Below are 12532 nucleotides of genomic sequence, written 5' to 3'. Positions count from 1 at the left end.
AGGAGCTCAACGGCGCAATGATGGCCTCGCTGGAAATGCGTGTCGGCCGCTGGAGCTTTCTGGTCGATGGGCAGTTTTCCCAAGTCAGTTCTGCCGGCGCGCTGCCGGGTCCCTTCTTTTCCTCGGTGAAGCTACGTTCCCAGACCGCGACCGTTCAGGGCTCGGTCCTTCATCGCGTCTATGAGGGCCCGACCGTTTCGCTGGATGTCGGCGGCGGCGTGCGGTTCTGGAACCTGAACAACAGACTGGAGATCCAGCCGGGCCTGGCCAATCTTCGCATCGATCACCGCGATTCCGAGATGTGGGCGGATCCCATCGTCGGCGCACGGCTGGGGATCAAGCTTGGCGGCCCGTGGACCTTGACGGTGGCCGGTGATGTCGGCGGCTTTGATATCGGCTCAAAGTTCACTTGGCAGGCCCTGGGCAGCGTCAACTACGCCTGGAGCGAGAGCTTGACGTTGAGAGCGGGCTACCGGGCGCTCCATGTCGATTATCGCAAGGGCGACTTTTCGTACGACGTGACGCAGCATGGTCCGGTCATGGCGGTAACATATCGATTTTGACTGCGCAGTCTATTATCTCCGCGATATTGAAAGGAATAGGAATGTCCATGACGGGGAATGCGGTTCGGGCCGCAAGTGTTTCCGCACTTGCACTGCTCGCACTCTGCGGGCAGGCCTTCGCGCAATCGGGGGCGGCCCAGCCCGACGTCACCGATCCGCATTTCAAGATCGCGCCGGGCTATCTGGAGAAATCCGATCTGCCGGACAGCCTGGTCCTTCTCGGGCCGCCACCCGAGAAGGATTCGGCAGCGCTGGCCAGGGACGAGGAGGCACGCAAAGCGACGATCCCGCTGCGTGGCACCGCCCGCTGGAACCTCGCCTATACCGACGCCGATCTCGCCTTCCCGCAAGCGGCCGACAATTTTTCCTGCGCGATGGGTATCAAGATCGATGAAAAGCAAACCCCGCGGCTCTATGCGATGATGCGCAAAGTGTTGTCCGATCTCGGACTGTCCACCTATGGCGTGAAGAACAAGTACAACCGGGTTCGCCCCTTCGTCCTTCACAATGAGGCGACATGCAGGGCGGATCAGGAAGCCATTCTACGGACGGACGGGTCCTATCCGTCAGGCCATACCGCGGCCGGCTGGGGCTGGGCCCTTATCTTCGCGCAGATCAATCCCGAACGTTCCAACCAACTGTTCCAGCGCGGCATCGCCTTCGGGCAGAGCCGCGTGATCTGCAACGCGCACTGGCAGAGCGATGTCGATGCCGGACGCATCATGGGCGCGGCCACCGTTGCACGCCTGCAGACCAACCCAGCCTTCCTTGCCGACCTCGAGGCGGCCAAAGCGGAAGTAGAGGCAGCGAAGGCAAGGCACGCCGCTCCTACAACCGACTGTGCAGCCGAGGCTACCGCCTTGTCCGAACAATAGGGCAATTCCGGCCGGGTGAGCCCCTTCTGCGCGCCCGTCCGACGCAGAGAGATCATGGGCACGCAAGAATAGCGTGTTCAAGCAAGCGGAAGACCAATCGTATGATGGCCTCGGCGAGGCAGGCCGATGATCCGATACTGTCATTGCGGGACAATTCGAGAGCTTGGCGGTTTGCCCCCAGCTAGCGTGGTCGTGACTTCATGTCGCCGCTGCAACAAAATCGGCCTGCTTCTCCCTTGAGGCTCAGTTCAAGGGGCTTGCTTCCGGAACCTTCCACGTCCCGCTGACAATGGATTGCTCTGGACGATAGAGCCGCGTGGTGTAGTTCCAACCCTCGACGATCGGCAGGCAGTTGGGGATCTTGCCGTCACAGCCGCCGAACTGGATTGTCACCGAACCGTCCGTATTCTTCTTGGCGGTAATGCTGTTGATCGAATAGGCGTTGTAGGCGTTTTTCTCGAAGAAGCCCTTTGGGTTGTAGACGCTGACAGACCAGAAATCCTTTACCGGCACATGCGCCGGCACGTTGAGGGTGTGCACTGTCTGGCCATCGTTTTTCGCGGGAGTGAAGCTCACATAGGTGGCGTCCCTCTCCGGAATACCGCCCCATCCGGCGGCTGTGCCGATCAAGTGCTGGATCGGATCGACCTTGCCGCGAGCTCCAAAGGCGCCACGGAAAGATGACTGATGTTTCGCCAAGGCGAGCAGTGCATTACGGATATCGGTGAGACTGGCTTCGTCCCAGTTCGGAAGATCGAGTTCGCCCGCCTCCTTCTGGCCGACCTTGATCGCATCCTGAAGCCTGTGGACTTCGTCGAGATCTTTCGGATCGTTGGGATCGACCAATGTCCGGACGGCTACGAAGGCATATCGGGTGCCGACCGACTTCTGCGTCAGGATCACCGGCTCTGTACCGTAGGCGACGATCGGCAGGTAGTGGTCCTGGTCAACGACCATCATCGACATGTAGCGTTTGCCGGCATCAGGCAGCGAGAGCGTGACCGGACCGCCGGCGAGATCAAACACCGCAAACGAATAGAGCGTATCCCGGTTCATGCGAATGACGGTTTGATTGTCGATCGACGCGGGCTCTCGGGAATGCTGAAACTTGCCCAGTCCACCGATGACCTTTGCATTCATCGCGAGATAATGGTCGGTTTCAGCGCGGAGGAAATTGTCGACCGTGACCGGCATTGTGCTGTTCGGCGCCTGGGCGAATGCTCCACCGGTCAGTGCGATTGAAGCAAATGCGAGACCGATCCCAACCAAGCGGAACATAAGCATACCTCTCCATTCAAGGCCGCGCGGAGTAGCGACGTGGAGCGATTCCACAAAGTGCGGCACGGGACAACTCAAGCACTGTCCAACCCATCACGATCTGATCGGCAAACGAACTTGCTCGGACCTTTTCGAGCAAAGGCAGACCGTCAGTCTTGCCATTTCGCGCCAACTGCCCGTCCGGCGACGGGTCCCAGGCCGTGCTATCTCGATTCGACGGGAGAAATATTGCATCGATATTTCAGCCGCTCGGCGGCTCGCAGCTCTATCCAAATCGAGGCATCCCCGCTGCGACTAGGAAAGTATCCAGAATTAAAAACCGCCCGGGTGACCAGACCTGGACGGTTAGTGACTTACGATCAAACTGGTTGCGTATGCCCATATGACCGAGAGAGACATAAGGGGCCATCTCGACCCGCCAGCTGCGCTGGCCAGCCAATGCGGGCTCGTGCCAAATCCATCAATGCTTCATTCGCAAATCGAGAAAGCCGCCGCATGAGACGGGCCGCTCCTGGCGACGGTCGGACACCTCCCTTCCCGTTTCACGGCGAATTCAACATAGTGTGGCAATAACTTAGTGGACACAGGCGGCAATGCTATTCGAACGAAACAAACCCCTACACAATACTTATTATCTGGAACATGTATTGATTTGTAGAAACTTGAGAGGGGCTTTGACAGTTTTGGCAAGGCCATGCCAAATTTCAGCATCGAAGAACAGACTATCTCCTGATTTCAATCTATGATTATCCGAGCCATAGCGATATATCATTTCACCCTCCAGCATGAAGATTAAAACATAACCCTTCCCTTGAGATGATGGACTGGAATAGTCCTCATCGTAAATCACCATCAAAGAAGGCGTAGCTTGAAGAAAATCTTTATAAGAATCAACTGAACCGAGATCTAAGTTGTAGACGCCCTTCTGGACAGGGAACACACCTGATCCTATCACGTCGGCATGCCTGACAAAGATGATCTTACGACACCTTTCCGTCCTTTTTATCAACGTAGACAATGAAACGCCAAGAATTCTTGCCAAGGACTGTATGATCGTCAGGGATGCGGTGATGGTGCCTCGTTCAATCTTCGACAAGGTGCCGCCGGAAATTTGAGCCGCACGTGCAAGATCGACAGCGGAGATTCCTTCGCGTTCCCGGCAGACCCGTAACTCTCGACCGATCGCGACCGGAAGGCGTTCCTTCTTTATTCTTACCGACAACCTAGCTCTCCCACAGGCCAAATTGCTCAATGACGTTGTTTTGGCTTGAGCCGTGCATGCGCTCCAACGGGAAGGAGGCGCCGGCTCGAACGCGGACGTAGACACGCCGGCCGGCTCCCCATCGATGACGCCCGCTTATGTCCTTGCGCAATAATCGACACGAGCGCACGACGTTTGCACTGCCGCTGGAGCAGGACGCCTGCGCGGCCCTTTCAGGCAAGCCCACCGAGGAAAGCCGCACCGGTGATCGCAATAAGGGCTCCGGCCGAACGGACGAAGAGTTCTCCGCGGCCGTTTTGCGATCTGCCGACGGCAAGGCCGGCTCCCACGCCAATGGCATGCAGCATGGCGGTCCCGAGCATGAAGCCCACGCCATAGGTGAAGCCGCCGATATTCTCAGGCATCTCGGCGCCATGCGCATAACCATGGAAGACTGCAAAAAAGCCGACGAGTCCCATGGCGACAGGCACTGCCGCGCGCAGCCGAAAGGCAACGGCAGCACCCAGCACGAGGACGGAAAGGCCGATGCCCAGTTCGACAAACGGCAACGTTACGCCGGCCAGTCCCAATACTCCGCCGAATGCCATGACGGCCACAAAGCTCAAGGGAACGAGCCAGATCGCCCGCCCGCCCAGTTGAGCGGCAAACAATCCGACGGCGACCATGGCCAGGATATGGTCCGGTCCACTGACAGGGTGCAGGAAACCATGCGCGAGCCCGCTGGTATCGCCGATGCCCGTATGGGCATTGGCAGCGACTGTCATGGCGCCGACAAGGATCGCAGCAAGCAATGGAACGGTGCAGCGGGATTTCATGGGCTATCTCCTTTCGAAATCAGTCAGCGGCCCCTGAGGCTTCATTTTCTCCGGGGCATGGGGGAATGGCCGAACGCAGCCTGGCAACACAGTGAGAACAGCCGGTCGGAGGTTTTCCGAGCTGCGATCGCATCTGCGGCAAGACAGCGGATGCCCCAACCGGCCGCGTTGGGGAGGGCGCTCACACCAAGAATCGAACGGCCCTCGACATGCGAACGCTGAAGCTCGGCTAGGGATGGAAGACGGGAAGGAGGACCGAGGACGAGATAGCTCGCCATGACCTGCCAGAGTCCCATCGGCGAAGTCCGTTCGCACAGTGCCTCGCCGTTGAGCTTGAAACAGTCACGGACGACCAGCATTCCGCTCGAATTGCGGATCACCACATCCGAACTGAGCCGGTCGAAGCGACGCCCTTCCGCCTGAGGATCATGCGTGGTGAATGCATCGCAAAGGAACACGACCGCGTCATCCTCCAGCTTCGCCTCAAGGCTGGCTGCAAAAGACGCACCTGGAAAGAGCACCAGCGGATCGGGCGCATAGGCCAGAAAAGCGCCGGCGTCGACCTGGATGACAGCCCCCTGATGAGCGGGCCTGCCCTGGCAGTCATGAACGATCGTGGCGGCTTGGGTGGTTATGTGAGCGGCAGCACCCTCCCCGACTCGAAATCGGCATGAGAGCCGTTCCCCCCGATAGAGACCTCCGGACGACGATTGCTGATAGAGCGTGAGCAGGGAGGGAATGGCGGGATCCAGCCGGAAGGGCCGCGTCAAATGAAATGGGTAGGAGACGAACTGCCGTGCGAGCGTCGTTCTCGCGCCGTGCCGGATGAAGTCCAGTTCGAAACGGCCCCGATGCTCGGCCAGGAGGTGCACGGCCGGATCGCCATGCAGCGATGGTGGCTGCCAATGCTGCGTCATCGGAACAACACATCGGCCAGGATGCGGTCCACGATTGCGCCGATGCCCTCGGCCTTCCGGCAATTGGTCAGCACCAGCGGGCGCCCCCGGCGGGCGGCGCCGGCCTCGTCCGTCATGCGATCGAGATCAACGCCGACATAGGGCGCCAGATCGGCCTTGTTGATCACCAGCAGATCGCATTTGAGCACGCCGGGGCCGTTCTTGCGGGGAATGTCGTCCCCTCCAGCGACATCGATGACGAACATCCACCAATCGACGAGATCCAGCGAGAAGGTGGAGGCGAGATTGTCGCCGCCGCTCTCGATCAGGATCAGTTCGGCATCGGGAAAGCGCAGCTCCAATTCGTCGGCAGCGGCGATGTTGAGGGTAGGATCCTCTCGAATGACCGTGTGGGGACAGGCGCCAGCCTCGACTGCCGCAACCCTCGCCGGATCGATCAGGCCGGAGCGCCGCAGCCGCTCTGCGTCCTCCGCCGTCACCAGATCGTTGGTGACGACCGCCAGCGAGACGCCCCGTGCCGCGAAAGCCGGGATCAATTGCTCGATCAGCGCCGTCTTGCCCGACCCCACTGGTCCACCGATGCCGACACGGGCCGCGCCCACGCGGGATGGTGCCCGCTCGGTCAATTCACGCATTGTGTCCACGACCTCACCTCAACATGTAGCGCTGCGCCAACGGCAGCTCGTGGGCTGGCTCACATGTGGCAAGCTCACCGTCGACGAAGACATCGAAGGTCTGGGGATCGACGCGGATGTGGGGACAGGCATCGTTGTGCAGCATGTCCTTCTTGGACAAGGTCCGCGATCCGCGGGAGGGCAATAACGGCTTCTTCAGGTCGAGCGTGTCGGCCAATCCGCGATCGATGGCGGCCGGATTGACGAAACAAGCAGAGAGCGCCTGCCTGGCCCTCCCGAACGCTCCCCATTGCGGGCGCAACAGGAGGGGTTCGCAGGTCATCAGCGAGGCCGCGCTATCCCCCATCGCACCCCAGGCGATGAAGCCGCCCTTGATGACCAGCTCCGGCTTGATGCCGAAGAAGGCCGGCCGCCAGACCACAATGTCGGCGATCTTGCCGTCCTCGAGCGAACCGACATGATCGGCGATCCCGAAAGTGCGGGCGGCGTTGATGGTGTATTTCGCGACATAGCGCTTGATCCGCTCATTGTCGCCGAGACGTGTCTTCTCCTCCGGCAGGCGCCCCCGCTGCTTCTTCATCTTGTCGGCGAGTTGCCAGGTCCTGCAGATGACTTCGTTGATGCGGCCCATGCCCTGGCTGTCCGATCCCAGCATCGAGATCGCGCCGATATCGTGCAGCACATCTTCCGCGGCGATGGTCTGTGCCCGGATGCGGCTTTCGGCAAAGGCCACGTCCTCGGGTATCGAGGGGTTGAGGTGATGGCACACCATCGTCATGTCGAGATGTTCGTCGAAGGTGTTCACCGTGTAGGGATTGGTGGGATTGGTGGACGACGGCAGGCACCAGGGGACACCGGCAACGCGGATGACGTCGGGCGCATGACCGCCTCCCGCACCCTCGGTGTGGTACATGTGGATGGTGCGTTCCTTGATGGCCGCCAGCGTATCTTCCAGGAAACCGGACTCGTTCAGCGTGTCGGTATGAATCTGGACTGGAAAGTCCATATCTTCGGCAACCGAAAGGCAGGTGTCGATGGAAGCGGGCATCGTGCCCCAGTCCTCGTGCAATTTGAGGCCGAGGCAGCCCGTTTCGATCTGTTCGACCAGCGAGGCTGGCTTGTGCGAGTTGCCTCGCCCGAGGAAACCGAAATTGATCGGCCATTGTTCGGCCGCCTGCAGCATCTTGCCGACATTGAAGGCGCCGCCGCAATCGATGCCGACGGTGATGGGTCCGAGCGAACCGCCCAGCATGGTGGTGATGCCGGAGGCGATCGCGTGCTCGCAAAGCTGGGCGCTGTCGAAATGGACGTGGACGTCCAGGGCTCCGGCGGTGGCGATGAGCCCCTCGCAATCCCGCACGGTCGTCGCCGCCGAGACGATCAGGCGAGGATCGACATTGTCCATGACTGCCGGATTGCCGGCCTTGCCGATGCCGACGATACGCCCTTCCTTGATGCCGAGATCGCCCTTGACGATCCCGAGCACGGCATCGATCACGGTGACATTGCACAAGAGAAAGTCCAGCGCCCCCTCGGCGCTGGTCACACCGGCGGCCAGGCCTGCGCCATCGCGCAGTGTCTTTCCACCGCCATGAAGACACTCGTCGCCATAGGTGGCGTAGTCCTTCTCGACCACCGCTACGAGCGAGGTGTCGCCGAGCCGGAAGCCGTCGCCCGTGGTTGGTCCATACATCGCGGCATAGTCGCGGCGGGAGAGGAAGGCCATCTGTCGTCTCCTTTTCAAGCGCCGCGAAAGCCGGCGGCGCGAGCACGCTCGAGTGCCGCTGCCTTGGCGTTGGGATCCCGGGCCAAGCCGTCCGACAACGCATTCAGCCCCGAAAGCATCTGCTGTCCCCCGAAAGTGGTGAGCTCCACTTCCCTTTCCTGTCCGGGCTCAAAGCGCACCGCCGTGCCGGCCGCGATGTCGAGGCGCATGCCGAAGGCGGCGGCGCGATCGAACTCCAGAGCCCGGTTGACCTCGAAGAAATGGTAGTGGGAGCCGATCTGCACGGGACGGTCGCCGGTATTGATCACCCGGAGCGCCCGCTTCTCCCTGCCGGCATTGAGCTCGATCTCGCCTTCCTCGCTGACGATTTCTCCCGGCTCGAAACCGTCGAGAGGGCCGTCGGGTGCGGGACGCAGGGGGTCGTGAACCGTGACCAGCTTGGTGCCGTCCTTGAATGTTGCCTCCACCTGCAACATCGGAAGCATGGCGGCGACACCGGGCATGACGTCGTCCTGCGTAAGAATTTGCGATCCCAGCGCCATCATTTCCGCCACCGAGCGCCCCTCGCGCGCGCCTTCGAGGATCTCGTCGGAAATCAAGGCCACGGCTTCGGGATAATTGAGCTTCAGGCCCTTCGCGCGTCTCTTGCGGGCCAGCTCGGCTGCGGTGAAGATGGTAAGGCGTTCCAGTTCAGTGGGCGTCAGCAGCATGAATGTGCTTCCCTCTTTGATCGGGCTAGTTGGAAAACAACCGCTGGCCGCCGCCGCGATGAAAAGAGACGGCGATTTCAGTCAACGGATTGAACGAGCGGATCGGTTCGTCGTCTGCTACCGGCTCCCGACAAATTCCGGCGATGACCGGCAGGGCCGTGGTGAGGATGGCCTGCGCTTCGATGGCGCCGATCAGGCCCAGCCTGATCGCTGCGGTGGCGAGCGATGCGGCGGCCTGGTAGCCGCTGATCGAGGCGGCCGCGGTTTCGTCGAGCCCGACCGCCCGCCAGAGCAGGCCTTGCATGACGGCCAGATGCCCGCAGGCGGAGCCCTCACGCACCAATGCCCGGTACTGCGACGCTTGCGGCGTACCGATGCGGGCGTGGGTCGTCAGCAGTGCCATGCCGTTCCGGCGCGAACCGGCCCTGAGCCCGTCCACGAAGGTCGACGCTTCGACCTCAAGGTCCAGTTCCGCCACTCCTGCCAGTTCGCTTCCACAGCGGTGGGCCCTGATCAGGGCAACGCGATCGGCCTCGGCCCAGCGCTGGCCGAGCTGCGTGAGAATGAAATCGGCCAGGTCCCAGCCACCCAGCGTGTCCTTCAGGAGCGCGGACGCTTCCAGCCCCTGGGAGAACGCGAAGCCTCCGGATGGAAACTGGCTGTCGGCATGCTGCAGGGCCACGAGCAGAGGGCTCGGATCGAGCGTGCTCATTGGTGCTCTTCGGCCGCGAGAACGGCTCCACTCCTGACCAGCGGGTCTATGCGCGCGATATAGTCGGCGACCGGGCCATCCAGCGACACCAGCAGGTCCCTGCCCTCGAAACGCACGCGCCAATGCAGATTGCCGGCATGGTAGCCCAGCTCCAGCGCTTCTTCGGCCCCGCGCGGCGAAAGCCTGAGCCAGCGCTGCTCCCCGGCTTTGACGACGATGGCCCGCCTGGCTTCCATGAGCAGCACCGCCCCGTCGAACAGCTTCTGGTCGCGCGGAAGTGCGATGGCGAGTTCCTCGCCACGCTCAGTCCGGGCGAGCAAGCGGCGACGATCAAGGTCCCCGACGGCGATCTTGACCACTTCCAGATCACCGTGATGTTCGAGATGATGAAGATGCTCGTGCAGTCCGGGATCCGTGCTGGCGCCGACAAGGCTTTCGATGCGAAGCATGCTGGGTTCCTCCCATTGTTCGGTTGCGGCGTCCGCCGTTGCGACGCGCTACAGGCTCATGTGCCGATGGACGAGTTCGTGAGTGAGTTCGCTGCTTGGGCCGGCCGCCGCGACGCGCCCTTTCTCAAGGATGGCGAAGCGATGTGCCGCCGTTCGAGCGAAGCGGATCTTCTGTTCGACCAGGATGATCGTGAGGCCGTGATCGCGGTTGAGCGCGATGATCGCCCTTTCGATGTCTTCCACGATGTTGGGCTGGATGCCCTCGGTGGGCTCATCCAGGATGAGGAGGCTTGGATCGGTGGCGAGAGCGCGGGCGATGGCCAATTGCTGCTGCTGGCCGCCCGAGAGGTTTGTTCCACGCCGCCCAAGATGGTCCTTCAGGAATGGAAAGAGGCTCCAGACAAGCGGTGGCACGTCGGTCTTGCGATCGGCGCGTGCATTGCAGCCAAGCAGGATGTTGTCGAGCACGCTCATGCCTGGAACGATTTCCCGCCCCTGGGGCACATAGCCGATGCCGCGCCGGGCGCGATCATGGGTCAGGGCCCTGCCGATCTCATGGCCCTGGAACTCGATGCTCCCCGTGGTGCGCACCCCAATGCCCAGAAGGCTGCGCAGCAATGTGGTCTTGCCCACGCCATTGCGGCCGAGGACGCAGAATGTCTCGCCCTTGCGTATCTCCAGGTCGAGGTCGTGGATGATGTGGCTGGTGCCATAGAAGGCATTGACATGGCTGATCTTAAGCATGGCTGAGCGTCGCAGAACCGAGATAGGCTTCGATGACGGCGGGGTTCTTCTCGATGTCATCCGCCGTTCCCTCCGCCAGGACCGAACCTTGGTGGAGAACGGTTATGGTGCGGCAGATCCTGCGCACGAACGCCATGTCATGCTCGATGACGAGCACGGTGTGTTCGCCGGCCAGTGCCAGCAGGAGCTCGGCCGTCTTGTCGGTTTCGGCGGCGGTCATTCCGGCGGCTGGTTCGTCGAGAAGAATGACCTTGGGATCCTGGCTGAGGACCATGGCCAGCTCCAGCCATTGCAACTGGCCGTGAGACAATTCCCCGGCCTTGCGCTTCATGAAGGAAGACAGCCCCGTCCGTTCGGCGACCGCCAATTCCCGGTCGCTCGGCCCCCGCGAGAAGCGCCGGAACAGATTGTCGCGAACCTTGACATACCGGTTGCTTGCGATCTGCAAATTCTCGAGCACCGTCATCTCCTTGAAGACGGCGGGTGTCTGGAATTTCCGGCCGACGCCGCTGCGTGCAATCGCCGCCTCGCCGATGCCGGTGATGTTGCGGTCGCGCAGCCAGATTTCGCCTTCCGACGGGAGCACCTTGCCGCACAGCAGGTCGAGCAGCGTCGATTTGCCGGCACCGTTCGCACCGATGATGACCCTCAGTTCACCATCCTCGATGGACAGGTCGACATTGCTCACGGCCGGAAAGTCATCGAAGCGGACGGTGAGCTGGCGGGTCGTCAGAATGGGCGGGGTCGCGGCCTTCGACTGTGCGACCTCTATCCTGGTCACGGCGTTCATGGGTAAGCCTCCCGTCGCGAGGAATTGTCACGCGGGGTGCGTTCGAACCACGCCTTGATGAGGCCCACGAGGCCATTGGGCATCACCAGCACCACGAAAACGAACAACCCGCCCAGGATGATCGGCCAGACCGGCTGGAGCACGGCATTTTCGCTGGCATAGGAGCCGACGAAATTCACCAGCAGGGCGCCGATGCAGGCCCCCAGCAGGGAGGCTCGCCCGCCCGTCGCGGCCCAGATCACCATGGAGATGCTGAAGGACGTCGCCATCAGGGAGGGCGAGGCGAACTCCGCCGTCAGGGTAAACAACATGCCTGCCAGCCCTGCTATGGTGGCCGAGAGGCAGAACACGAACAATTTGTAGCTCTCGACGTCATAGCCCAGATAGCGGGCCCGGGCCTCGTCCTCGCGGATCGCCTTGAGAACCTGTCCGATGCGGGCCGAAAGAAGCAGGCGAAGTCCGAGCACGACGAGGAACAGAATGCCGGCAACGGCGTAATAGACGCTGGGCCCGTAAGGGTCGAATTCAAAACCGGCAATCGTCAGCGGGGCAAAGCTGGCAAGGCCGTTGAAGCCGCCGGTCAAGGGCTGATTGTTGATCACGAGCAGTTGCCCGATCAGCGCGAACGCCAGGGTGATGATGCTGACATAGACACCCGTCGTGCGCCGCTTGAACATGACATAGCCAAGTCCCGCGGCCAGGCCACAGGGCACCAGCAATCCCGCCACCATGCCGATCGCGACCCATCTGAAAGGAATCCACAGGAAGGAACCCGGGGTCACGCAGCAAAGATCGCGCACGGCATCCGGCTGCATGTTGAGCAGCATCAGATCCGGCACCGGGTTGTTTTCCGGCACCGCCAGCGTGAGCGACATGGCAAGCATATAGGCGCCCATTCCAAAGAACAGGCCCTGGCCGAGGCTAAGTATTCCCGTATAGCCCCAGGCCAGACTTATCCCGACGGCACAGATTGCATAGACGAGATATGTCGCAACCCGATTGGTCCAGAAGCTGTTGAGGAAGAACGGGAGGGCGAACACCACCGCAAAGAACACTATGTAGGCGGCAATGGAAGTGCTTCGATATGTCATACGCT

Annotated in this window: 13 protein-coding genes and 1 pseudogene; 2 read left to right on the top strand and 12 right to left on the bottom strand. The window is 61.4% G+C overall.

Going from position 1 to position 12532, the window contains the following annotated elements:
- Together U1R88_RS27830 and U1R88_RS27825 are read left to right on the top strand one after the other, a co-directional pair.
- A pseudogene (locus U1R88_RS27830) lies at window positions 1–563 on the top strand (hypothetical protein); the annotation flags it as partial.
- A 47-nt stretch (window positions 564–610) separates the two neighbouring features.
- Complete coding sequence (locus U1R88_RS27825) at window positions 611–1438, top strand: acid phosphatase (RefSeq protein ID WP_322434186.1); 828 nt, start codon at window positions 611–613, stop codon at window positions 1436–1438.
- Between the two features lie 243 nt (window positions 1439–1681).
- Here the strand turns inward: U1R88_RS27825 and U1R88_RS27820 are convergent, their stop codons facing one another.
- The 12 genes from U1R88_RS27820 to urtC form a co-directional block, all read right to left on the bottom strand.
- Window positions 1682–2716, bottom strand: a complete 1035-nt coding sequence (locus U1R88_RS27820; protein ID WP_322434185.1) for a DUF1254 domain-containing protein — start codon at window positions 2714–2716, stop codon at window positions 1682–1684.
- Between the two features lie 631 nt (window positions 2717–3347).
- Window positions 3348–3938, bottom strand: coding sequence for a helix-turn-helix domain-containing protein (locus U1R88_RS27815; protein ID WP_322434184.1), 591 nt, complete (start codon window positions 3936–3938; stop codon window positions 3348–3350).
- Between the two features lie 212 nt (window positions 3939–4150).
- Complete coding sequence (locus U1R88_RS27810; RefSeq protein ID WP_322434183.1) at window positions 4151–4753, bottom strand: HupE/UreJ family protein; 603 nt, start codon at window positions 4751–4753, stop codon at window positions 4151–4153.
- A 41-nt stretch (window positions 4754–4794) separates the two neighbouring features.
- Complete coding sequence (locus U1R88_RS27805; RefSeq protein ID WP_322434182.1) at window positions 4795–5670, bottom strand: urease accessory protein UreD; 876 nt, start codon at window positions 5668–5670, stop codon at window positions 4795–4797.
- Window positions 5667–6305, bottom strand: coding sequence for an urease accessory protein UreG (gene ureG / locus U1R88_RS27800; RefSeq protein ID WP_322434181.1), 639 nt, complete (start codon window positions 6303–6305; stop codon window positions 5667–5669). The genes U1R88_RS27805 and ureG overlap by 4 nt, the downstream gene beginning before the upstream one ends.
- 13 nt (window positions 6306–6318) lie before the next feature.
- The gene (ureC, locus tag U1R88_RS27795) at window positions 6319–8031 is read right to left on the bottom strand and encodes an urease subunit alpha (RefSeq protein ID WP_322434180.1); all 1713 of its coding nucleotides are present in this window, start codon (window positions 8029–8031) and stop codon (window positions 6319–6321) included.
- 14 nt (window positions 8032–8045) lie between these two features.
- A complete protein-coding gene (locus U1R88_RS27790) occupies window positions 8046–8741 on the bottom strand; it encodes an urease subunit gamma (RefSeq protein ID WP_209434357.1) in 696 nt (231 codons plus the stop codon).
- A gap of 25 nt (window positions 8742–8766) precedes the next feature.
- Window positions 8767–9453, bottom strand: a complete 687-nt coding sequence (locus U1R88_RS27785; protein WP_322434179.1) for an urease accessory protein UreF — start codon at window positions 9451–9453, stop codon at window positions 8767–8769.
- On the bottom strand, window positions 9450–9902 hold the full coding sequence (ureE, locus tag U1R88_RS27780; protein ID WP_322434178.1) for an urease accessory protein UreE: 453 nt from the start codon (window positions 9900–9902) through the stop codon (window positions 9450–9452). The genes U1R88_RS27785 and ureE overlap by 4 nt, the downstream gene beginning before the upstream one ends.
- Before the next feature lie 48 nt (window positions 9903–9950).
- Window positions 9951–10646 (bottom strand): urea ABC transporter ATP-binding subunit UrtE, encoded by a 696-nt coding sequence (urtE, locus tag U1R88_RS27775; protein ID WP_068290279.1) that lies wholly within the window; start codon window positions 10644–10646, stop codon window positions 9951–9953.
- On the bottom strand, window positions 10639–11436 hold the full coding sequence (gene urtD / locus U1R88_RS27770; protein ID WP_322434177.1) for an urea ABC transporter ATP-binding protein UrtD: 798 nt from the start codon (window positions 11434–11436) through the stop codon (window positions 10639–10641). The genes urtE and urtD overlap by 8 nt, the downstream gene beginning before the upstream one ends.
- Window positions 11433–12527 (bottom strand): urea ABC transporter permease subunit UrtC, encoded by a 1095-nt coding sequence (urtC, locus tag U1R88_RS27765; protein ID WP_322434176.1) that lies wholly within the window; start codon window positions 12525–12527, stop codon window positions 11433–11435. Before urtC ends, urtD begins: the two co-directional genes overlap by 4 nt.
- Between the last annotated feature and the right edge of the window lie 5 nt (window positions 12528–12532).

Origin of the sequence: Labrys sedimenti (genome assembly GCF_034424805.1) — a bacterium.
Lineage (GTDB): Bacteria > Pseudomonadota > Alphaproteobacteria > Rhizobiales > Labraceae > Labrys > Labrys sedimenti.
Note: the sequence above shows the minus strand (reverse complement) of the source record. Positions and strands in the feature narration are given on the sequence as shown.